Genomic DNA, 19,430 nt, shown 5'->3' on the forward strand with positions numbered 1-19,430 from the left:
AAGCCGCGCGGCGTGAAAATGCGCCAGATCAAGGAATTCGCTGTCGGGAGACGATTGGCCGCATTCCCGAGGTCAATTTCACGTGAGAGGCGTCCAGGCTCCGTTGCCCATACGGCAGGCGGCGCCGCGCGCAGTCACCGCGCCGCTCTTGGCGGCCAGCACGTGAGAATATTGACGGCAATTCTGCGAGCCCACCTGATAAGGCGCCGCGGCCGTCACTTCGCCCTTCAGTCCGTTGCCGCTCCAAACCACCGCCTGGCCGTTCGGCGCCGCTTCCAGCGCCTTGTATTCCGCTTCCAGCGCCCGCGCTTTATCGGCCTCAGACAGTTTCACGCCCGGCATCCGCGCCACGAGCCCGCCCTTCAGGGCCTGCAGATAAAAGGCCGGCGGCTCCGGCTTGTCCGACAGTTCATACCCGGTTGCGTCGGAAATCTTTTCGCCGGTCCTGTCGAGCCGGGTTGAGCCTGATGTGGTGGCGCAGGACGCGACGGAAACCGCGACGAGCGCGAGAACGGAGAAACGGGCGGTCACACCAAATGCAGTCACGAAATTCATTCTTGTCATCACGGATTTGCGGGCAGTCCTGCGGCGCAGAGATGGCCGCAATATGACACGGATGAAACGAGAAATATATTCGTTTTGACGGAAATGATCGCGTGGGCGCTCCACAGCGCATTCGTCAACCACGATCATAATGCGAGCGTGCTTTTATTGAGGCACAATCGAGGTTTCCGCAAATGTCGCCGCTACTGCGGAAAGCGGAATATACATTGCTTTGTAACCTTCCTGATCCTGATCGGCTTCGGTGAACGTCTTAAATCCGAAGGCTTCGTATATTTCCTGAACGCGCGCATTGAAGGCGTGTAGCGTCATCGCGTACATTCCAACATTCTCCCTAACCGACAATGCGCGCTCAAATGCGTTTAGCATCATGGTGAGACCCAAGCCCTTCGACGCATTCTTGTCGCGCCCGATCATAGTCAGATAAATGGTAGGGATTGCAGCAAATCGACCAAACTTCTTGTCTGCTTCGTCGCTCATGCCAGGCTTGAAGGTCATCGTTGTGAGGGCGTAAAATCCGAGCGGCGTCGGGCATCCGGCTCTACAGGCGACGAACACGCGCTGGGCATAGCTTTTGTGGCTCTTGAGCGCGTTTATTCGGAAGAAGTTGTCGATCGGCTTCAGATCGCAGCAAAAAGCCCCTCGCGTATGATCACGAAGGGGCTCAATGACAATCTCTTCCATAGGCGGACTTATTTAGATTGCGTCATAAAACGCGCGCGCGATTTGCGAATGAGTTTGGCTAAGCTGGGCACAGACTCTGCGTTCTCGTCAACCGCCGCCGCTTTCAATTGTTCAAATTTCGCCGTATCGACCACGACAGGCATCGGCGTGAACTCGCCGTCATCTTTGAGAAGAGCTACCATGATGGCCTCCGTGCCGCGTGCAGGAAAAACATAGAACAAAGATGGTGTGCAGCCTGCAGGCTTTCATCTAAAATTATCGCATAAAGAGCCATCGTGCAAGAGATTCAAACTCCATACAACCTCCGATAGATTCTAGATATCTTCAGAATCTGTTGGAACTACAATGCCGGACCTATGCTCAACCACCCCACCGCCGTCACCCCCCAATCATTGGCAGGATCAGCTCCGCTCTCAACCCGCCGGCCTCGGCCCGCGACAGCGTGAACACGCCCTGATATTCCGAGACGATTTCGGACACGATCGACAGGCCGAGCCCGGTGCCCGGCTTGCTCTCGTCCAGCCGGCGTCCGCGCTTCATCGCTTCCTTGATCTGGTCGGGCTCGAGGCCGGGGCCGTCGTCCTCCACCGCCACGAGCGCCCAGTTCTTGCGGGCCGCATCCTGACCGACCCGGCCGGGCGGCGCGGGCGTCACGGTCACCGACACGGTCGAGGCGGCGAAGCGGCCGGCGTTTTCGAGCAGATTGCCGATGGTTTCCTCGAGATCCTGCGCTTCCATCGCGAGTTTCAGCCCACGCCCGGTCATCGATAGCGTGAATTCCTTGCCGTCGTTGAGCTTGCGCATCACGCGCAGCAAGCGCTCCAGCACCGGCTCCACCTCGGTGCGGGCCAGGATGCTCTCGCGCTGGGCGGCGATGCGGGCGCGGTTGAGATAGGATTGCACCTGCGCGCGCATGATCTCGGCCTGGCTCTTCACCAGCGCATTATGCGGCGAGGCCATCTGGTCGGCGTCGTTGAGCAGCACGGCGATCGGCGTCTTCAGCGAATGGGCGAGATTGCCCACCTGCATGCGCGCCCGCTCCATCACCCGCTTGTTGCTCTCGATCAGCGCATTGACTTCGACGGCCAGCGGCTGGATTTCAAGCGGCAGATCGTCGTCCAGTCTTTCAGCCTCGCCGTTGCGGATGCGGGCGAGCGAACGTCTGACGCGGTCGAGCGGCTTCAGCCCGATCAGGATCACCAGCGCGTTGAGCCCGAGCGAACCGATGCTGAACAGGCCGAGCGACAAATAGAGATTGCGGTTGAAGGCGGCGACGTCGTTCTCGACCGTCCGATGGTTGCCGATCATCCGGAAACGCACGGTTCGATAGACGGCTTCGGGAAGTTCGGTGGCGTTGGCGTCGATGTCCTCGGGCGCGCCCTCGTCGAGACTGATCTCGGCTTCGGCCACCCGCACCGGATTGCCGGCGCTGTCGGTGGCGGCGTAATAGCGCTCGAAGCGTTGGTTGAACGGCGCGGATTCGTTGGTGGCGGTCGGCACGGTCACGCCCTCGAAGCTCGGCGAGGTCAACGGCTCTGTCTGATAGTCGCCGAGCGGCAGCACCGCCCAGTACCAGCCCGATCCCAATTGCTGAAAGCCGAGTTCGCTCATCTGCGGCGACCCGGTCAGTTTGCGGCTGTCGGGATCGATCGACACCGAATTGATCGCCGAATAGAGCTGGGCGCGCAGAAGATCATGCAGATTCTTCTCGGCGCTGCGTTCGTACAGCGTGGAAATGACGAAGCCCATGATCACCACCCCGATCGCCGACCACACGGTCGTGTAGATCAGAACGCGGCCGGTGAGCGAGCGCAGCCTATCCATTGGTGTTGGGCTGGATGCGGTAGCCGAGGCCGCGCACGGTCTCGATGATGTCGATGCCCATCTTCTTGCGCAAACGGCCGACAAACACTTCGATCGTGTTGGAATCGCGGTCGAAATCCTGATCGTACATATGCTCGACTAGTTCGGTGCGCGACACGACCTGGCCCATGTGATGCATCAGATAGGACAGAAGCCGGAATTCGTGCGAGGTGAGTTTCAGCGCGATTCCATTCACCGTCACGCGGCTGCTCTTGGTGTCGAGCTTCACCGGCCCGCAGCTGAGTTCAGAGCTCGCATGGCCCGCAGCGCGGCGGATCAGCGCCCGCAGACGCGCCTGCACTTCTTCCATGTGGAAGGGTTTGGCGACATAGTCGTCGGCGCCGGCGTCGATGCCCGCCACCTTGTCGCTCCAGCGGTCGCGCGCCGTGAGCAACAAGACCGGCATCTTGCGCCCGGCCGCGCGCCATTTTTCAAGCACGGTGATGCCGTCCATTTCGGGCAGGCCGATATCCAGGATCACCGCGTCATAGGGTTCGTTTTCGCCGAGATAATGGCCCTCTTCGCCGTCATAGGCCTGGTCCACCACATAGCCGGCTTCCTTCAGCGTGTCGGCGAGTTGGCGGTTGAGATTCTGGTCATCTTCGACGACGAGTATGCGCATCGGAACTCCTCGGATAGCCGGGCCTGCGTATCAATAATCCATGGGAATGCGCAAGCGGACTTTCTTCGGCCGTCCGTTCTGCTTGATCACCAGCATGGTGACCACGCAGACGCCCTGGTTGCGATTGGCCCGCACCGACAGGAGTTCGCCGCCGGTCATGGCCATCGCCTGATTGACCGCGCCGGCGCAACCGGCGCGGTTGTTGGCGCGCATCCGCCTCGGCGCCGGCGCATATTCATCCGCAAACACCGGGCCGTCCTGGAGATAAAGCATCTGCGCGGGCGTATACTGCTTGGCCGGCGCCGGCAGATCGCCGGTGGGGCCGAGCATGAGGCTCGCGGCCAGAAGGGAGGGCAGGAAAGCGGCCATGGGCAGTTGCGGTTCCGTGTGAGGCGTTTGACTTGCGCCCTTTCTAGAGCAGCAACAATGAATGGCGAATGAATGTGCCCTTCAGCTTCGTCTGGGTCGGCTCAGGACACGCGCCGATCGGCGCTCAGCCGCCCGTAGATCGCCAACAAACCGCCTGCCGCGCCGGCCAGCGTCGTCAGCGCCTCGACGAGATCATGCTCCATGCCGGGCGCGAGAGGCGACCCCGCCGCTTGCAAGACACTGGCGAGAATCGCCACCAGCGCCCCCCAGATGGTCTTGGATTGATGCCATGCTTTCGTGTCGTTCATGGTGTCGTCCTTTCCTGGCTCCATGTCAGATTGGCAGTGTGGCGTGCGCGGGCAGTCCGGCCGCCACGCGTGCGCCCCTCTGGCGCACGCGGATCGTCAAGGCGGTTTGCGGCGCGCCGAAATCGGCGATTTCGTCGTCGGCGGCATAGAGGGCCTCGGGATCGTTCACATGCAGGCTGCGGACCACCTCGCCATGCCTGACGATGTCCAACCGATAGGCTTCGCGAACCTCGTCGAGCGGAATGTCGTCGCCGTCCCAGCCATCGGCGTCGATGCGGCCGCGGCGGATCCATTTGAAGCGGATATCGCCGTCCGGCTCGCGCCAGCCGCGCAGATGAACCGGCGCGAGCGGCGTCGCCGCCCTTTCGCCGCCGGAGAAGACATAAGGCCCGACCCGCCCGCCCGCGGCGCCCGCCGCTTCGGCGATCCAGTTCAGCGTCAAGCCGGCCTCGGTTCCTTTCAGCCCGAGCGATCGGACGGCGTCGTCGAGAAGCACGAATCGAGCGCCGCTCTCTGCGCCGGCGGCCAAGGCGTCGTCGGTCCCACACAGTCCGCGCAGCAATCCGTGCAGGCGCCAGACATCGGCTTCGATTTCCTCGGCGCTCTGGAAGGCGATGATCTCCCAGCCGCCATTTCCGGCAGCGATCGCCGCGCGGTTCGCGCCATTCAGAAGCGCAGACCTCGACACGCTTTCCACAGCGCCGGACGTCATGCGCACGGTCACCGTATTGGCGTGGTCGATCACCGCCGTCGGACCCGCGCCGAGCGCCGTCGTCAACCGTCCCAGGCTGGCGCGCCGCGACAGCGTCAACCGCCCCTCGTAATTGTCTGCGCCCGACGACACGGACATCCGCGTCCGCCGCCAGGGCGACGCCGCCACTGCGGCCATCGCGAAATCCTGGTCTTCGCCGTCGCCCAGCCTCGGCAGATCCATCAGCGCTACGAGGGGCCGATAGACCGCATTGGCGGCTCCCCCGCGCGGCTGACGCCGCGCCCTCACCGTCGTCGCCAGGCTCTCGCCGCCGGATCCGGCCTCGCGCGCCGTCACGCGCCTGACATCGCCATCCTCGATGCGGGTGATCAGAAACCGCCCCTCCGGGCCATCGGCCAGTTCGACGACATCGCCGGGCTCATGCGCGAGCGCCAACGGCGACAGGCGGAAGCCGATCTGCCGCCGTCCCAGCCGGTGATCCCTTAGCATCGCGTCCACCGTGGCTTGCGCCGCCTGTTCATCCAGCGTTCCGGCCAGCGAAATGCTCAGCGCGCGCTGATGGGCGGGCTCGGCCCGCCGGGAACGCACGCTCGCCGGTTCATGCTCGTTGTCCTCCGCCTGATAGGTCAGAATCGCTTCGGAGGCGTAGTCGCCGTCCTGCCCCAGCGTTTCCGACCACAGCGGCTCGTCCTCGGTCTCCGCCAGCACGTCGATCACCGCCGCCGGCGCCGAGGCGAGATCCCGCGACCGGAAGGTGAGCCGTCCCGCCGCCTCCGTCACGTCCAGCCGATAGGCGGTGAGAAGCGGCTCGATCAGCGTCCGGGCCGAACTCTGCTGGCCCATCACATAGCCCTGGAGATTGCCGGAGACGGCTGCGACATCCACCTCGCCGATCTCGCAATCCCGAGCGATCGCCGCGATCACCGTCGCCAGCGTTCCCGCTCCCAGCCGCCCGTTCAGCCAATGGCCGGTCCGCCAGTTTTCTCCATCGGCGAAGATATCGGGGTCCTCCGGAAAGCTCGGCGCGGCGCGCGCATCCCAGGTCCAAAGAAACACATGCCCCGGATCGACCATGCCGTCCGGCGCCCCGCTCCCGTTCCAATGGCTCAGATGCGCATTGAGAAACCGCCGCGGCGTCTCGTCCGACCGGACCCCGCTCGAAAAATACGGCGTCTCGGATTCCGACGATTTCGGGTCGACGAACACATTCGGCTGATTGCCGCCGCGGTCGATCGCCGGGCAACCGAGCTCGGTGAACCAGATCGGCTTCATCCGCGCCGTCCAGCCGGTCGGCGCCGTCAGTTCCGCTCCGCCCACGCGGTCATGATGCCGGTGCGCCCACCAGTTCTCGATATCCTTGTAGCGATAGACCCAGGGCTTGCCCGCCAAGCCGTCGCTGATCGGGCTGCGGATGCGCGACGCCCGGTCGACGCTCGAGGCGTAATACCAGTCATAGCCCTCGCCGCTCGCGATCGCTGCCCGCATCGCCGCCTCGTCGTCGGCGATCACGGCGCCGTCCGGATGGGCGTGGGTCAAATCCTCGTCCTGAAAATCCGACAGCGGCATGTAATTGTCGATACCGACGGCGTCGATCGCAGGCGAAGCCCAGAGCGGATCGAGGTGAAAGAGGCGGTCGCCCGTTCCGTCTTGCGGCTGATGGCCGAAATATTCGCTCCAGTCCGCCCCATAGGTCAGCTTGGTCGAGGGCCCGAGAATGGCCCTGACATCCTCCGCCAGCTCCACGAGCGCCGCCACGAAGGGATAATTCCCCGAGGCATCGCGGATCTGGGTCAGCCCTCGCAACTCCGAGCCGATGATGAAACCATCGACCCCGCCCGCCGCCTGCGCCAGCAGGGCATAATGCAGCACCAGCCGCCGATAACCCTCGTCGGCGCTCTCATGACGCACGCTCTCGCCATCGACCTCGAAATCTCCCGCATCGGCCTCGCCCATGAAGGCAAGCGCCTGCGCCGCACCCTCAACCGTCCTGTCGGCGCTGTCGGGCCGGCCAGCCGCCGGATGGCAGGTGATGCGTCCGCGCCAGGGAAAGGCCGCCTGCTCGCCCCAGCCATAGGGGTCCGGCAGACCATTGCCCGGGGGAATGTCCATCATCAGGAAGGGATACAGATAGACGCCGAGCCCGCGCGCCTTGAGGTCGCGGATCGCCTGGATCACGCTCCGGTCATCGGGCGTGCCGCCATAGGCGGGCCCGCCCGAACTCGACGAAATCAGATGCGCCGAGACGCGGTCGCGACCGCAGACCCTCCAGGCGGGATCTTCCTCGTGGCGCACGCGCGTTTCCACACCCGGCCGAACCCGGCAATGCCCGGCCCGGAGATCGCTCCCGAACCAGGACACAACCAGCGCCGCCCGTTCGAGATGCGGGCAGAGCGCCTGCAATTCATCCAGCGACGCCTCCCAATCGGTGGCCCGTCGCAACTGGTTGCGGTTGATCTTGCGCCCGCGGTCCTCGCCGGTCTTCTCGGTGACCACCTCCGTCGCATAACCGTGCTCGGTCGCGCCGGGAATGATCGTCACCGCCCTGATCCGGCTCTCGAGCGGATCGACCACCCGCAACACTTCGAATTGCAGCACTGGAATGCGATTGCCGAAGGCGTCGAGCGGCATGCGCTCGAACACCACATAGGCCAGCCCCCGAAAGGCCGGCGCATTCCCCGCACCCTGCTTGGCCTCGATCAGGGGATCGGGGCCCTGGCTCTCCGTCCCCTCGTAGAAACGGATCTCGTAATCCGTCTGGTCGATCTCCATCCCGTCGGCCCAGATCCTCCTGATGGCGGCGATCGGCCCCTCCGCGAGACCGACGGCGATATTGGCGAAGTAGCGATAGGTCTCCACCCGCGGCCCCGTCGCCTTGGAGCCCGACCGCTCCTTGCTCACCTCTTCCTCGAAGCGCGTCGCCCAGATCAACGTGCCGCCGATCCGCATCGTCCCATAGACCCGCGGGATCGCCGTCCCCTCTTCCGCGCCCGCGATCCGCGCATTGGCGAGCCGGCTGCCCTCGATCGTCGTCAGGCCCGAAATCAGGCTGCGGTCGATCACATTGCCCGCCAAAGCCCCCGCCGCCCGCCCGATGATCGCGCCGACCGGCCCGAACACTCCGCCCAGCGCAGCGCCCGCAGCCTGCAACACCAATGTCGCCATGAGATGATCCTAAGATGAGAGAGAACAGTGGTTCCACGCGAGCAATCAGTGCGGTTGCAACCGTGTGAAAAGAACGTCACATTCGCCTGAGCGAACATCGGGCGCAGCTGAGAGAACAGATGAAGGAAGGCGCATGACGACAGTTCACGACATCGGCCATGTCACGCCGGAGAACGCCAACATCTTCACGGAACTCGGTTTCGCCGCGGATGAAGCCGAACGGCTTCAGGCGGACTCGGAAGCCCGCATCACCGCCGCCATCGCCATCAAGAAAAGCCTGATGGCGGAAATCGCCGCCTGGATTCGCGACGGCCGGCTGAAACAGGCCGAAGCCGCCGAACGCCTCAATGTTTCTCGCCCGCGCGTCTCCGACGTCGTCAATATGAAAGTGTCTAAGTTCACCATCGACACCCTGATCGACATGGCCCAGCGCATCGGGAAAACGGTCGAGGTGACGGTCAGAAACTCCGAGACTGAGGAGCGCGTCGCAGGGGCGCGATGAGCACGCTCACCCCCGCTGCAGCGCCAGATTGACGCCTAGCCCGCACAGCACCGTCCCGCCCGCGCGCCGCATCAGCCTCTGCGCCCCGCTTGACCGCTTCAGCCTCTCGGTCACCAACCCCGCGAACAGCACGCAGACGATATCGGCGGAGGTGAAGATCAGGTTCACCGCGCTGCCGAGGATCGTCAGTTGCAGCCAGACGGGGAAAGCCGCGCCGGCGTCGACGAATTGCGGCAGGAAGGCGAGAAAGAAGATCGCCGTCTTCGGGTTCAGCACCTCCACCAGCATGCTCTCGATGAGCGCCGCCCGGCCGCTTTTCATCGCGCCCGCTTCGGCTGCCTGCTTATCTTTCGCCACGATCATCCGAAAGCCGAGCCAGACCAGATAGGCCGCGCCCGCAAGCTTCACCACGAGGTAAAGCGCCGGCACGGCATGAAACAGGATCGACAGCCCGGCGGCGGCGGCAAACACATGCGCATAGCAGCCGAGATGAATGCCGAGCGCCGCCATCAGCCCCGCCTTTCGCCCCCGCGCCAGCGTCTGCCCCGCCGCATAAAGCATCGCCGGCCCCGGCACATAGGCGAAGACGAAGGTGGTCGCGAAGAAGGCGGCGAGCAGGGACAAAGACGGCATGAGCGCTCCGGGACTCTTCTGCCGGACCTCACGAGACGGAACAGCCGGCCCCGCCCCGTCACGGCCACCTGATCACGCGGCGGCGGCCGTGTCAAAGCGTCATCCCGTCAACACACCAGTCAAAACCGGAACACGCCCGCGATCCGCCGCCGCCAGGCCGGCGCGAGCGGGCTTTCCACCACGCCGGTCTGCTCATAGGCGTGAATGAAGCGGTCTGCGCCGGAGACGATGCCGAGATGCTGGGCGGCCATGCCTCGCCTGAGCCGGAACACCAGCACGTCCCCCATCCGCAGCGTGGCCTCGGCGCAGGCCGGGCCGAAATGATGGGTCGCGGCCTGCAGCAGACGCTCCTCGCCCGATCGCTCCGCCCAGTCGCGGCCATAGGGGCCGGGCTCCTCGGGCTCTTGGCCCCGCATTTCACGCCAGACGCCGCGGATCAGGCCGAGGCAATCGCAGCCGATCCGGCTGAAACCCTGATGCCGATAGGGCGCGCCGATCCATGTCCGCGCGATCGCCGCCGCTCGCTCGCCCGGGCTCCGGTCCGCCTCAGTCATAGAGCGGTCGTCCGTCATGCTCGGTCTCCCCGTCGGCGTAGGAATAGGCGAAATCCGCGCCCGGCATATGCGGAAATCCTCTGAAGTTCAGCGCATTGCCGAAGCGGTCGCGGCAGGTCTCGAACCGCTTGTCGCAGCCTTCGAGCAGGCTCACCGCGTCGCCGGGCTCGGGAGGCGCCGCCATCGGCTGCCAGAGCGCGAGCCGCATCCGCCCGTCTCTCCGCTGCGCCCCGTCGACATCGACCGCCAGCCCTGCGAGCGCTCCGCTTTCCACCGTCATCACCCCGCCCGCGAGCCGGGCCGGCGCGGCGCCGCCAAGGCCCTCCACCGTCACGCTCGATCGATCGGCGGAAGTCACCACGCCCGCATGCCGAAAGGCGCTGGCCGCAAGCCCGCATCGGGCGTCGCAGAAGCCCGCATCGCAGCGATGGCCGTAGACGCGCCCCTGGATCTGACCAAGGCGGTGCGAAAGCCCCCGCAATTCCGCCCGGAAGTCGCTCTCGCTCCTCGCCACCTCGCCGATCTCGTAGCGCCTGAGCCGCATATGCTGCGCCGGCGCCTGCCAGTTGACGAGATAGAGGTCCACCGTCGCCCCGTCATAGCGGCCCGCCGCGATATCCTCGGCGGTGATGGCGTCCGACGACAACGCCCCCAGCGTCTCCGAGGACGACGCCGCCAACCCCGTCTCGCTCTCGTCGCCGCCGGCGGCAAAGCCGCTCGCCGCCGCAAATGTCAGCCCGGCGGATGTCAGATCATGATCGTGATCGGTGAAACCCAGGATCACCCCATCCCGGCGCGTCACTTTCCAGCCATTGGCGAGCGTCGTCGCCTCGCCAGCGATATGGGCGGCGAGCCCTTCGGGAATAGTCCTCATGGCCGGATCTCCACCAGCGGGATCGACGGGATGCGGCCCGCCTGAAACGCGTCGAGGTCGATATCGAGCCTGTCCGTATCGAAACGAACAGGCGTATCGAAGCGAAACCCGGCCTTGATCACCGCGCCCTCGCCCGGCGTCGCCGAGGCGGAAAACGTCACCATCCCCGTCGCCGCGGCGACCGAAAAATCCGCCCCGTCGATCTCGACGCCGTCGACAGAAATCCGCACGCTGCCTGCCACCGGCTTCTCGATCGTCCGCGCGCTCTCGCCGCCGGCGTCGCGATAGGTCTTCCTGAGCTGAAAGCTGCGCGTCTCTCCATCCCCCGTCCCGATGCGCTGATCCTCAGCCATGACAGGCTCATGCGGCCCCCCGCTCTTGAAATCGAAGGGGTCAGTGAAGCGGAACCCATGAAGCTGCCCCGCCCTCGCCTCGAAAAAGGCAAGCGTTTCATAGAGATCGGCCAGCGTCTTCATGCTCGATCCGACATCATAACGCCGCCGCGCATCCCGCCAGCGCCTGTTGCGCGCCTCGCGCCCATTGGACAAAGACACGATCTCCGTCCGCCTCTCCGGCCCGCCGCGCGCGCCGAGCGCCAGCCGGAGCGGAAACTGCACCTCGTGAAATGCGGTCATGGATGGTCTCCTCCAAGGGAAATGGGGATGAACTGACAGACGCTGAAAAGACGATCGGAACGTCCAGAGGGTCGCCCGCCAACGCTGCTCATGTCGGTTCAGACGACGTGCTGGACCTATGCCGCCTCTTGCTCTATCCTTTCGGGGTGAGGAACCGAAAAGTATGCGGGAGATGGCAGCCCATCGAGCCACCATCACCATCAGTGACGAAACCTATGCCAACGCCCGCAGAATAGCGGAACGTGATGATGTGTCTGTCGACGCTCTTGTCGAAAGCTTGGTAAAGCGCCATGCCGAGTATATCGACGCGCTGAATCATCCATCGGAGCAAAACTCAATTCGCCTCGACGACTACGAGATGCAGCGAGACCCTGACGAGAGCGACGCCGACTTCGAGGTAAGATTAGCGCTCTTCCGGTAGTCGTCATGCCGATCATTCCGTTCAAATCCGGCGACATGGTTTGGACGAACTTTCCTTTCGAGCAGCAGCCTGACAGCCCGGGCCCGGTTCGGCACGCCGCCTGCGTTATCGCTGCGTTCAAGCCGAAGGAAGCAGCTATCGCCACATCGGCTCACATTAGCGCTTGCGGGTTGATCGTCGGCGTCTACACATCATCCCAGGTCGGGAAATATGGCGATGCTCTTCCGATCGGCGTCATCAAGGTGAAGTCTGATCGTGCTGACAAAATCGGCAATCAGAAACCCTTTTTCATTGACGTCCGCAAAAGGGGCTTTCTTCCATTCACCAAGCTTTACTTCCAGGATATCGAACATCCGGGATGCGGGTTGATCGCGCCTGTCGACCATGGGCTCCGGAGTGAAGTTCTGCGCCAATACAAGCTGGTCAATGATCGCCATCCACACTTGATTGTTAATGTCGGGCCGCTAAGGCCTCGTCGACCCGGCTCTTTCGCGCCTTATGCATGTAGGCTCGGCCAAAGCGACTTATCGGTTAGTCTGCACGCCCCCGCCATCAAGCCGGATGCAGCCTCGTATCCAGGGCAAATCGCTCCTGCTCGACGCTCGAAATCAGAGCGGGCGCCTTTGCCGCGTCGAAAACGAAATTCCAGCTATGCGCCGAGACGACGCTGGGGATCAGAAAGCAGCCATGTGCGGCGAGAAGCGCATCCCCGAACGCTTGCTGGCCGGCGCTCGGCAGGCAAGGATGAAGCCAGTTGTCGTTGGGTATGCTTTCGGCCCGCACGACATGGATAGGCGCGCCATCGGGAATGTCCGCTCTGGTCAGCACATGCGGCGTCACATCCAGCGCCCGGAACCCCTTATGCACCGCCACCTCCAGCGTCGCGGTCGCGGGATCGAGGCAGCAATAGACGGCGCGCACGCCTTTGGAATTCCATCGTCCGCCGAACAGATAAGCGCCCTCGCCGGAACTCCAGGTCGCGGCATGGCGCGCCTGATCCAGACGCCAGATCGCCACGGGGCCGGCAAGTTGCGGCGGCCTCCTGCCTATCACGCGTATACTCCATAGGACAGCCGGCCGAGAAACGTCTCGACCACATCCACGCCCGCCGGCGTCGACATCAGTTCGATCGGCTTGTATCCTTCAAGCCCCATCGCCGGCTCGTCCATCCACCGCTCGGCGGCCTCCTGGCTTCCGAACACGTCGGTTGCTTTCGCGAGCACTTCGGCGAATTTCCAGGTGCGGCCGCTCTGAAGAATGCTCAGCACGGCCTGAGAATCTTTCTTCCGCTGAACCGTGCGCATGCTGATGCCCAACGCCTGCTGCAGCGCCGGATCGTCGGCAAGCAGGCCGATATTGTCGAGCAAATGCGTCAAGGCGCTGCTCGGCAGCCCCTTTTCGATCAATCGATGCGCCGCGAGCGCGCCATCAGGCCGCTTTGGAAACACATCCGCGCCGCCCAGCAGATTGATCACATCGTCGATTGGATCCGGCGCCGCTGACGGCATGCTTACCGCTTCGGTCATCTGAAATCGCTCCTTCTGACACGTGTCGTCAAAAACATGACACCTGTCTCAGCATATTTCAAGAGCCCCTCACACCCCCCGCCGCCCCCTTGCCGCCGCCCGCGCCAGCATGGCGTTGATCTGCTGCTCCGAACGGCGGAAGCTCGCCGCATCCGTCGCCTGCACATTGAAGACGATCTGGGTTCCGCCACTGGCGCCCGCCACGCCGAGGCGTCCGTCGGGGCCGCGGCTCAAAGGCAGGATGGCCTCGGCGCCGGCTTCGCCCATCAGGCCCAGCCCGTCGCCGGCGCCGAAATAAGTCGGGCCGTTGACGACGCCTCCTTTGGCGTAGGCTGTCGCGCTTGTGAGCGTCTGGGTCAGGCTGGAAACGCCCGACGACAAAGCGCTTTGCAGCGGCGCGAGCCCGGCGTCGAGCGCAATCGAGGAAAAGCGCGTGGCGATCGAGGCCAGCACCGCGTTCAGCCCGTCGCCTTCGAGCGCCGCGCCCTTGAGCGCACTTGTCAAAGCCGCGCCGAAAGCGCGTGAGCGCGCTTCGAGTCCATCCAGCGTGTCGGTCAGCGCGCCGGCGAGATCGAGGCTCGCCTCCAGGTCGTCCTCAGCCATAAGTCCCTCCTTGTTCCACCTTCGCCGGCTCGTCCGGCCAGGCCGCCATCAGCGCGGCGAGATCGCCGCGCCCCAGCGGGCGGCGCTGCGGCCCGCCCAGCATCGCAGCCAGTTCCTTCAGGGTCATCGTCCAGAAGTCCTGGGGCGAGAGCCGCAGGCGCCCGAGCCCCGCCTCCATTACCTGCCGCCAGGGAAAGCCGGCGCCGGGCTTGTCGGACCCTGCGCCGGCGGCTGAAAAGGGCTGTTGGACCCGCCTTCCGCCTCCGTCAGAAAGGCCGAGGCGAGAAGCTCCGCCGTCAGCCGCACCGCGCCTTCCAGTCCGCCCTCGATGCTGACATCGGCTAGATCCTCGTCGTCGAGCCGGTTGCCGCCGCCGCGCAAGCCGGCCGCGAGGATCGTCATGACGTCGCGCGCCGACAGCCGCGCGCCCGAAAAACGCCCGGCGAGATCGGCGATGTTGTCGACGCCGAAAGCGGTTTCGAGTTCGGCGATTGCGCCCAGCGTCAGGCAGAGAATGCGGCGCTCGCCATCGATCACCGCCTCCACCTCGCCGCGCCGCCGGTTGGCCCGGCCGCTCACGCCAGCGCTCCGAAGCTCAGCTGCCCCGCCGATTCCAGCGCCAGATCGAACAGCACCTCGCCGTCGAACTGGCCGTAATAATCGAGCGCGGTGATCTGGAACGGCCCGGTCACCTGGCCGAAATCGGGAATGACGATCCGCCAGTCGAGCACGCTGCCGGCAAAGAAGGCCGCACGCACCGTCGCATCGGACTCCTGATCCTTGAAGATGCCGGAGCCGGACACAGCCGCCTTCTTCACCCCGCCGCCGTCGAGCAATTCGCGCCAGCGTCCGGCGCTTTCGGCGTCGGTAGCGTCGATCACCGCCGCATTGAAGGCGATGCGGCGCGAGCGCAACCCCGCCACCGTCTCGTAACTGTCGCCATTGTGGATCTTGAGCAGCAGATCCTTGCCGCGCTGGGCTGTCATGCGCCTGTCCTTTCTTGCTGAGATAACCGATGGCGCCCTCGCCTTGCGGCGGCGGGCGGCGCCGCCTATGCTGGCGTCGCATTCAAAGAGATTTTCATGACGTCGCCATCCGCCGCCCGCTTTCGCCTTCTCGCGCCCCTGGCGCTCTGCCAGATCATCGGCTGGGGCACGACCTTCGACATGCCCGGCGCGCTCGGCCGCGTCATCGCCGCCGATCTCGGCTTTTCCAACGAGGCGGCCTTTGCCGGCCTGAGCGTGATGATGATCGTCTCGGGCCTTGCCGGCCCCTGGGCCGGCCGGCTCCTCAAGGCGCGCGGCGCGCGTTTCTGCCTGATCACAGGCGCTTGCGCCATGAGCGCGGGCCTCACAATCATCGCCGCCGCGCAGGGCCTTTTTCTCTATGGGCTCGGCTGGCTGGCAGTCGGGCTGGGCGCAGCGATCGGACTCTCGGCCTCAGCCCACACCGCCGTGGTCGAGCGTGAAGGCCTCCGCGCCAAGGCGTCGATCTCGCTGATGATGATCGTCACCGGCCTGTCGGCGGCTCTGTTCTGGCCGCTTCTCAGCCTCGTCGATGCCAGCTTCGGCTGGCGGATCGCGGTTCTGATGGGCGCTGGCCTGCAGATCGGCCTCTGCGTTCCGCTCTATCTGCTCGCGCTCCCCGCTGCGCCGCCACAGCCGCCTCAGGAAACGCAATCACCCACGTCGACGCCCACGGAGACCGCCAAAGCCGGGCGCAACACCTTTCTGCTGCTCGCCGCCGTCTCCACTCTGTTCACGCTGGTCACCTTCGGCCTGTCGCCGATCCTGATCGCGCTCCTTACCGCCAGCGGCGCCGCCCCGGCGCTCGCGCTCAGCCTCGCCTCGTTCCGCTCGGCGCTCGGCGTCACCGCCCGGCTCGGCGATCTCCTCCTGGGCAAGCGCAGCACGCCGCCGCGCGCCATGGCCGGCGCCTGCCTGCTACTGCTCGTCGCTTTCGCTGCGCTCGCCCTCGGCGCGCCGTCGCTTATGGCCCTCATCCTGTTCATCGGCCTTTACGGCTTCGGCTCCGGCGTCGGCACGGTGGCGCGCACCGTCCTGCCGCTCAGCCATTTCTCGGCCGCTGATTTCGGGCTGATGTCCAGCCGCATCGCGTTGCCGCAAAACATCGCCACCGCCTTCGCCCCCGTCGCCATGACAGCACTTCTCGACCGCGGCGGCCCCATGGCCGCATTGTCAGCGGCGGCGCTGCTCACGCTTGCGGCGCTCGCCTGCCTGTGGGGACTGCAGAGAGGCGCGCGCGCTTAAGCCCGATCCACCAACGCCTTGACCCCGAGCTCAACCATAACAGCCCCGCTCCCCTCCTTCCGCCGTGCGGCGGATGTCCTGAGCGCCAGCCGCGCCAGCCCGCCGCCGTCGAGCGCCAGATCGGCGCCGTCGAGGGTCCGGGCTGCGCAGGCGGCGATCGCCTGCGCCTCGGCCCGTCCCGTCGCCCGCGACCAGGCTTCGAAACTCAGCAGATGCTCCTCGACGCCCTCGGCCAGCGCTTTCGCCTCGCTTTTCGACAGCAGCAGATAGGGCATGGCGCGGGCGCTGCGGCGATGGTCGAACACGCCGTCCGCGCCCACCAGCGCCATCAGTTCAGCGTCGGCGATCAGCCTCGCGAAAACAGCCTTTTGCAGAGGGTTCAGAACCGCGCTCATATCTCGCCCTCCGTCACGCGGCAGACCAGGAAGCGGCCCGTCTCATCAGGATCATGCAGCGTGCGGATCACGAACAGCCGCCCGCCCTTGCGAAAGCGCATGCCGGGTTGGACCACGCCGCTCCAGCGGATCCAGATGCGATGGGTGATCGTCTGGCGCTCGACGCCGCCGGTTTCCGCAACCGTATCGGCCACCGGCTCGATCCTCGCCCAGAGGCTGGCCGCAACGGTGTGACTCCGCGTCACCCCGCCCTGCCCGTCCGGCGTCTCCACGGGTGACTCAAGGTCAAGCCGCGCCGTCAATTGGCCGGCGTCGAAAAAGCGCGTCAGCATGTCAGAGCCTCATCATCCGATAGGGCGCGATCAACCTGTCGTACCCTTCAGGCACGCCCGCCGGCTGCATCTCGGTGGAAACGGCGGCGCGGAAACCGTGCATCAGCGCCACATGCGTCAGCATCGCCCGCTTCAGCGTGTCGGGAATATCCGCGCCGGTCTCGCCGAAACCGGCGGTGAAATCCACCTCGACGCCGTTCATCGCGCCCCGCGTCTCCGGCCGCCGCTTCAGCCACACCCGCGCCGGCCGCCCCTCGCCGTCGAGCACATGCCCAGTGAGATCGGCGAGCCCCTCGGCGCCGTCGGCGTCGAAGATCCTGACCGCGTCCACGCCCGTCACCGGCCCGCGCGCGATCTCGATCGGTCCCGTCAGCGGCCAGCGGTCGAGATAAAGCCGCATCGGCCGGCGGATCAGCGCGAGCCCGGTCGCGCGTTCGAGATGCTCGCGCGCCGTGATGATCAGACTTGTGATCAGCGCGTCTTCGTCACTGTAATCGATCTTCAGATGCGCCTTTGCCTGGGCGAGCGTCAGCGGCTCGGCGCCGGGCGGCGCGAGGTCGAGTATGGTCATGGGAGGTCCTTGGAAAGGGAAAAAGTTGGGCAGCGAGGTCAGACGAAGCTGTGCTCCGCCCCTCATCCCCCTGCCGGGACCTTCTCCCCGCGCGAGCAGGGAGAAGGAGGATGGAGCGCCGGCATTGCCACACTCGCCCTTCTCCCGCTCGCGCGGGGAGAAGGTGGCGGCAGCCGGATGAGGGGCCGGACACGCCGTCAAACGAAAAGCTGGCGAACGACTACGTCGCCGTCCAACGAACCTCAGCTTGCCGAAAACTTCACCAGCTTGATCGCCTCGAAATTCTGCACGCCGCCGCCCACCCGCTTGGTGGTGTAAAACAGCACGTAAGGCTTCGCCGAATAGGGATCGCGCAGCACCCGCACGCCGAGACGGTCGACGACCAGATAGCCGGCGCGGAAATCGCCGATGGCGATCGCCAGCGCATTGGCCGCAATGTCGGGCATATGCTCGGCCTCCGCCACCGGAAAACCCATCAGCGAGGCGGGTTCGCCCACCGCCGCGGGCGGACGCCAGAGATAGTTGCCGTCGGCGTCCTTGAATTTGCGGATCGCCGCCTGGGTCGTGCGGTTCATGAGATAGGTGGCGTTCTGGCGATGGCCGGCCTTCAGCGCATAGGCCGCGTCGATCAGCACGTCGGCCGGACCGGAGGACGAGAAGGCGCCCGCCGCGCCGGTGGCGACATAGCCGAGATTGCCCCAGCTCCAGCCGGCATTGGCCACCGCCGTATAGGCGAGCACGCCCTTGGGCTTGGAGACGCCGTTGCCGGTCACGAAGGCGGCGCTTTCCTGCTCGGCGAAGGCGATCTCCACTTCGGACGCGATCCAGTTCTCGATGTCGACGGCGGCGTCGTCGAGCAGGGTCTGGGTGGCCGCCGGCATGGCGTAGAGCTCCATCGTCTCGAAGGAAAGCTCGGTCAGCGCGGCCGCCGCCGTCTCCGTCCGCGCCGCCGTCTCCGCTGCCCAGCCGGTGGTCATGCCCGAGGTCGAGAACGGCTTTTTCAGCACATGGCTGGACACCTGCCGCACCGTCGCCAGCGCCCTGACAGGCGAGACGACGGCCAGCCTGCGGCCGATCTCGCCATCGGTCTCCTCGGGCACGAGATAGCCGCCATCGGCATTCGATCCCGCCGACATCGCCTTCTGTTCGAGCGACCGCAGCCCCGCCTCGTCGCCGCGACGGATATAGGCCTCGAAGGCGCTCTTATGCTCGCCGCGCTCGGCATGGTCGCGGCCGCCGGAAAGACGCGGCCGCGCCTGTTTCAGCGTCAGCTGATCGAGCATGGATTTCTGCTCGTCGACCGCCTTGTTGATGCGCTCCACCTTGTCGCGGGTAACGACGTCGGCGCTCAGCTTGCGCTCGATCTCGTCGAGCCTGACGTCATTGGCCTCCTTGAAAGCTTCGAACGCATGCATGAAGCCGTCGAAGGCGTCCGCAATCGCATCCGGCGCCGCCTTGATCTCGGGCGCTGTCTGGGCATGGGTCATTTCAGGTCCTTTCCATGAAAGAAGGGCCCCGAAGGACCCTTGGTGAAGATGACTATTGGGAATGGTGTTCGCGAGCGGGGTCCACACCCCTCTCCGCCGTCATCCTCGGCCTTGCACCGAGGATCTGAGCCATCGAACAAAATCAAGACGTTGCAGATGCTCGGGACAGGCCCGAGCATGAAAGCGGCGACACTTATGATCTGTCCACAGGCAACGCCCTCTACCCCATGCCGGGACGTTCGCCCCGCGACGAGCGGAGGGATCCGCCCCCCCTCTCCGCCGTCATCCTCGGCCTTGCACCGAGGATCTGAGCCATCGAACAAAATCAAGACGTTGCAGATGCTCG

At 65.3% G+C, this 19,430-nt stretch carries 26 protein-coding genes; 3 read left to right on the top strand and 23 right to left on the bottom strand.

The genetic code is table 11. From position 1 onward, the window contains the following. Positions 1-78: 78 nt before the first annotated feature. The 8 genes from OCK01_RS08345 to OCK01_RS08380 all read right to left on the bottom strand — a co-directional run bounded on the left by OCK01_RS08345 (position 79) and on the right by OCK01_RS08380 (position 8,281). A complete protein-coding gene (locus tag OCK01_RS08345) occupies positions 79-546 on the bottom strand; it encodes a hypothetical protein (RefSeq protein ID WP_412178983.1) in 468 nt (155 codons plus the stop codon). A 162-nt stretch (positions 547-708) separates the two neighbouring features. Beyond that, entirely contained in the window at positions 709-1,245 is a 537-nt protein-coding gene (locus OCK01_RS08350) for a hypothetical protein (protein ID WP_263823349.1), read from the bottom strand. Between the two features lie 8 nt (positions 1,246-1,253). Further along, positions 1,254-1,427, bottom strand: coding sequence for a hypothetical protein (locus OCK01_RS08355; RefSeq protein WP_182826825.1), 174 nt, complete (start codon positions 1,425-1,427; stop codon positions 1,254-1,256). Between the two features lie 196 nt (positions 1,428-1,623). Beyond that, positions 1,624-3,069: a sensor histidine kinase gene (locus OCK01_RS08360; protein ID WP_263823350.1), complete on the bottom strand. Its 1,446-nt coding sequence runs from the start codon at positions 3,067-3,069 to the stop codon at positions 1,624-1,626. Beyond that, positions 3,062-3,730, bottom strand: coding sequence for a response regulator transcription factor (locus OCK01_RS08365; RefSeq protein WP_263823351.1), 669 nt, complete (start codon positions 3,728-3,730; stop codon positions 3,062-3,064). The genes OCK01_RS08360 and OCK01_RS08365 overlap by 8 nt, the downstream gene beginning before the upstream one ends. A 30-nt stretch (positions 3,731-3,760) precedes the next feature. After that, a complete protein-coding gene (locus OCK01_RS08370) occupies positions 3,761-4,099 on the bottom strand; it encodes a hypothetical protein (protein ID WP_182826827.1) in 339 nt (112 codons plus the stop codon). 101 nt (positions 4,100-4,200) lie between these two features. Further along, positions 4,201-4,407 carry a hypothetical protein gene (locus tag OCK01_RS08375; RefSeq protein ID WP_263823352.1) on the bottom strand — a complete coding sequence of 69 codons (207 nt, stop codon included), beginning with the start codon at positions 4,405-4,407 and terminating at the stop codon, positions 4,201-4,203. A gap of 25 nt (positions 4,408-4,432) precedes the next feature. Continuing rightward, complete coding sequence (locus tag OCK01_RS08380) at positions 4,433-8,281, bottom strand: glycoside hydrolase/phage tail family protein (RefSeq protein ID WP_263823353.1); 3,849 nt, start codon at positions 8,279-8,281, stop codon at positions 4,433-4,435. A gap of 133 nt (positions 8,282-8,414) precedes the next feature. Here OCK01_RS08380 and OCK01_RS08385 point away from each other — a divergent pair, with 133 nt between their 5' ends. Continuing rightward, a complete protein-coding gene (locus tag OCK01_RS08385) occupies positions 8,415-8,783 on the top strand; it encodes a helix-turn-helix domain-containing protein (RefSeq protein WP_263823354.1) in 369 nt (122 codons plus the stop codon). A gap of 6 nt (positions 8,784-8,789) precedes the next feature. Here OCK01_RS08385 and OCK01_RS08390 read toward each other — a convergent pair whose 3' ends face one another. The 4 genes from OCK01_RS08390 to OCK01_RS08405 all read right to left on the bottom strand — a co-directional run bounded on the left by OCK01_RS08390 (position 8,790) and on the right by OCK01_RS08405 (position 11,479). Further along, positions 8,790-9,416, bottom strand: a complete 627-nt coding sequence (locus tag OCK01_RS08390) for a LysE family translocator (protein WP_263823355.1) — start codon at positions 9,414-9,416, stop codon at positions 8,790-8,792. A 119-nt stretch (positions 9,417-9,535) separates the two neighbouring features. After that, on the bottom strand, positions 9,536-9,988 hold the full coding sequence (locus OCK01_RS08395) for a DUF6950 family protein (protein ID WP_263823356.1): 453 nt from the start codon (positions 9,986-9,988) through the stop codon (positions 9,536-9,538). Further along, the gene (locus OCK01_RS08400) at positions 9,963-10,844 is read right to left on the bottom strand and encodes a DUF2163 domain-containing protein (RefSeq protein ID WP_263823357.1); all 882 of its coding nucleotides are present in this window, start codon (positions 10,842-10,844) and stop codon (positions 9,963-9,965) included. Before OCK01_RS08400 ends, OCK01_RS08395 begins: the two co-directional genes overlap by 26 nt. Further along, on the bottom strand, positions 10,841-11,479 hold the full coding sequence (locus tag OCK01_RS08405) for a DUF2460 domain-containing protein (RefSeq protein WP_263823358.1): 639 nt from the start codon (positions 11,477-11,479) through the stop codon (positions 10,841-10,843). The genes OCK01_RS08400 and OCK01_RS08405 overlap by 4 nt, the downstream gene beginning before the upstream one ends. A 163-nt stretch (positions 11,480-11,642) precedes the next feature. Here OCK01_RS08405 and OCK01_RS08410 point away from each other — a divergent pair, with 163 nt between their 5' ends. Next, positions 11,643-11,900: a hypothetical protein gene (locus OCK01_RS08410; RefSeq protein WP_263823359.1), complete on the top strand. Its 258-nt coding sequence runs from the start codon at positions 11,643-11,645 to the stop codon at positions 11,898-11,900. 191 nt (positions 11,901-12,091) lie between these two features. On the opposite strand, the gene OCK01_RS08415 is transcribed toward OCK01_RS08410, so the two are convergent. The 7 genes from OCK01_RS08415 to OCK01_RS08445 form a co-directional block, all read right to left on the bottom strand. Continuing rightward, positions 12,092-12,337 (bottom strand): hypothetical protein, encoded by a 246-nt coding sequence (locus OCK01_RS08415; protein ID WP_263823360.1) that lies wholly within the window; start codon positions 12,335-12,337, stop codon positions 12,092-12,094. 115 nt (positions 12,338-12,452) lie between these two features. Next, positions 12,453-12,953, bottom strand: coding sequence for an RES family NAD+ phosphorylase (locus tag OCK01_RS08420; RefSeq protein ID WP_263823361.1), 501 nt, complete (start codon positions 12,951-12,953; stop codon positions 12,453-12,455). Then, positions 12,950-13,426: an antitoxin Xre/MbcA/ParS toxin-binding domain-containing protein gene (locus tag OCK01_RS08425; protein ID WP_263823362.1), complete on the bottom strand. Its 477-nt coding sequence runs from the start codon at positions 13,424-13,426 to the stop codon at positions 12,950-12,952. The genes OCK01_RS08420 and OCK01_RS08425 overlap by 4 nt, the downstream gene beginning before the upstream one ends. A gap of 69 nt (positions 13,427-13,495) precedes the next feature. Beyond that, a complete protein-coding gene (locus OCK01_RS08430; protein ID WP_263823363.1) occupies positions 13,496-14,029 on the bottom strand; it encodes a phage tail tape measure protein in 534 nt (177 codons plus the stop codon). Continuing rightward, on the bottom strand, positions 14,022-14,207 hold the full coding sequence (locus OCK01_RS08435; RefSeq protein WP_263823364.1) for a rcc01693 family protein: 186 nt from the start codon (positions 14,205-14,207) through the stop codon (positions 14,022-14,024). The genes OCK01_RS08430 and OCK01_RS08435 overlap by 8 nt, the downstream gene beginning before the upstream one ends. After that, complete coding sequence (locus OCK01_RS08440) at positions 14,207-14,608, bottom strand: gene transfer agent family protein (protein WP_263823365.1); 402 nt, start codon at positions 14,606-14,608, stop codon at positions 14,207-14,209. Before OCK01_RS08440 ends, OCK01_RS08435 begins: the two co-directional genes overlap by 1 nt. Further along, entirely contained in the window at positions 14,605-15,015 is a 411-nt protein-coding gene (locus OCK01_RS08445; RefSeq protein WP_263823366.1) for a phage major tail protein, TP901-1 family, read from the bottom strand. Before OCK01_RS08445 ends, OCK01_RS08440 begins: the two co-directional genes overlap by 4 nt. 96 nt (positions 15,016-15,111) lie before the next feature. Between OCK01_RS08445 and OCK01_RS08450 the strand changes: the two genes are divergently transcribed. Then, on the top strand, positions 15,112-16,299 hold the full coding sequence (locus OCK01_RS08450) for an MFS transporter (RefSeq protein ID WP_263823367.1): 1,188 nt from the start codon (positions 15,112-15,114) through the stop codon (positions 16,297-16,299). On the opposite strand, the gene OCK01_RS08455 is transcribed toward OCK01_RS08450, so the two are convergent. From OCK01_RS08455 to OCK01_RS08470, 4 genes are all read right to left on the bottom strand, one after another. Beyond that, positions 16,296-16,694 carry a DUF3168 domain-containing protein gene (locus OCK01_RS08455; protein WP_263823368.1) on the bottom strand — a complete coding sequence of 133 codons (399 nt, stop codon included), beginning with the start codon at positions 16,692-16,694 and terminating at the stop codon, positions 16,296-16,298. The two genes, OCK01_RS08450 and OCK01_RS08455, sit on opposite strands and share 4 nt — an antisense overlap. After that, complete coding sequence (locus tag OCK01_RS08460; RefSeq protein WP_263823369.1) at positions 16,691-17,026, bottom strand: phage head closure protein; 336 nt, start codon at positions 17,024-17,026, stop codon at positions 16,691-16,693. The genes OCK01_RS08455 and OCK01_RS08460 overlap by 4 nt, the downstream gene beginning before the upstream one ends. A 1-nt stretch (position 17,027) precedes the next feature. Continuing rightward, complete coding sequence (locus tag OCK01_RS08465) at positions 17,028-17,597, bottom strand: head-tail connector protein (RefSeq protein WP_263823370.1); 570 nt, start codon at positions 17,595-17,597, stop codon at positions 17,028-17,030. A 242-nt stretch (positions 17,598-17,839) separates the two neighbouring features. After that, positions 17,840-19,084 carry a phage major capsid protein gene (locus OCK01_RS08470; RefSeq protein WP_263823371.1) on the bottom strand — a complete coding sequence of 415 codons (1,245 nt, stop codon included), beginning with the start codon at positions 19,082-19,084 and terminating at the stop codon, positions 17,840-17,842. Positions 19,085-19,430: the final 346 nt, after the last annotated feature.

Source organism: Rhizobium sp. TRM95796 (assembly GCF_025779995.1).
Classification (GTDB): domain Bacteria; phylum Pseudomonadota; class Alphaproteobacteria; order Rhizobiales; family Rhizobiaceae; genus Rhizobium_E.

Coding starts and splice junctions, on each gene's coding strand:
- OCK01_RS08350 (WP_263823349.1), bottom strand. CDS start 1,245: ATGGAAGAGATTGTCATTGAGCCCCTTCGTGATCATACGCGAGGGGCT.
- OCK01_RS08355 (WP_182826825.1), bottom strand. CDS start 1,427: ATGGTAGCTCTTCTCAAAGATGACGGCGAGTTCACGCCGATGCCTGTC.
- OCK01_RS08360 (WP_263823350.1), bottom strand. CDS start 3,069: ATGGATAGGCTGCGCTCGCTCACCGGCCGCGTTCTGATCTACACGACC.
- OCK01_RS08365 (WP_263823351.1), bottom strand. CDS start 3,730: ATGCGCATACTCGTCGTCGAAGATGACCAGAATCTCAACCGCCAACTC.
- OCK01_RS08370 (WP_182826827.1), bottom strand. CDS start 4,099: ATGGCCGCTTTCCTGCCCTCCCTTCTGGCCGCGAGCCTCATGCTCGGC.
- OCK01_RS08375 (WP_263823352.1), bottom strand. CDS start 4,407: ATGAACGACACGAAAGCATGGCATCAATCCAAGACCATCTGGGGGGCG.
- OCK01_RS08380 (WP_263823353.1), bottom strand. CDS start 8,281: ATGGCGACATTGGTGTTGCAGGCTGCGGGCGCTGCGCTGGGCGGAGTG.
- OCK01_RS08385 (WP_263823354.1), top strand. CDS start 8,415: ATGACGACAGTTCACGACATCGGCCATGTCACGCCGGAGAACGCCAAC.
- OCK01_RS08390 (WP_263823355.1), bottom strand. CDS start 9,416: ATGCCGTCTTTGTCCCTGCTCGCCGCCTTCTTCGCGACCACCTTCGTC.
- OCK01_RS08395 (WP_263823356.1), bottom strand. CDS start 9,988: ATGACGGACGACCGCTCTATGACTGAGGCGGACCGGAGCCCGGGCGAG.
- OCK01_RS08400 (WP_263823357.1), bottom strand. CDS start 10,844: ATGAGGACTATTCCCGAAGGGCTCGCCGCCCATATCGCTGGCGAGGCG.
- OCK01_RS08405 (WP_263823358.1), bottom strand. CDS start 11,479: ATGACCGCATTTCACGAGGTGCAGTTTCCGCTCCGGCTGGCGCTCGGC.
- OCK01_RS08410 (WP_263823359.1), top strand. CDS start 11,643: ATGCGGGAGATGGCAGCCCATCGAGCCACCATCACCATCAGTGACGAA.
- OCK01_RS08415 (WP_263823360.1), bottom strand. CDS start 12,337: ATGGCGATCATTGACCAGCTTGTATTGGCGCAGAACTTCACTCCGGAG.
- OCK01_RS08425 (WP_263823362.1), bottom strand. CDS start 13,426: ATGACCGAAGCGGTAAGCATGCCGTCAGCGGCGCCGGATCCAATCGAC.
- OCK01_RS08430 (WP_263823363.1), bottom strand. CDS start 14,029: ATGGCTGAGGACGACCTGGAGGCGAGCCTCGATCTCGCCGGCGCGCTG.
- OCK01_RS08435 (WP_263823364.1), bottom strand. CDS start 14,207: ATGGAGGCGGGGCTCGGGCGCCTGCGGCTCTCGCCCCAGGACTTCTGG.
- OCK01_RS08445 (WP_263823366.1), bottom strand. CDS start 15,015: ATGACAGCCCAGCGCGGCAAGGATCTGCTGCTCAAGATCCACAATGGC.
- OCK01_RS08450 (WP_263823367.1), top strand. CDS start 15,112: ATGACGTCGCCATCCGCCGCCCGCTTTCGCCTTCTCGCGCCCCTGGCG.
- OCK01_RS08455 (WP_263823368.1), bottom strand. CDS start 16,694: ATGAGCGCGGTTCTGAACCCTCTGCAAAAGGCTGTTTTCGCGAGGCTG.
- OCK01_RS08460 (WP_263823369.1), bottom strand. CDS start 17,026: ATGCTGACGCGCTTTTTCGACGCCGGCCAATTGACGGCGCGGCTTGAC.
- OCK01_RS08465 (WP_263823370.1), bottom strand. CDS start 17,597: ATGACCATACTCGACCTCGCGCCGCCCGGCGCCGAGCCGCTGACGCTC.
- OCK01_RS08470 (WP_263823371.1), bottom strand. CDS start 19,084: ATGACCCATGCCCAGACAGCGCCCGAGATCAAGGCGGCGCCGGATGCG.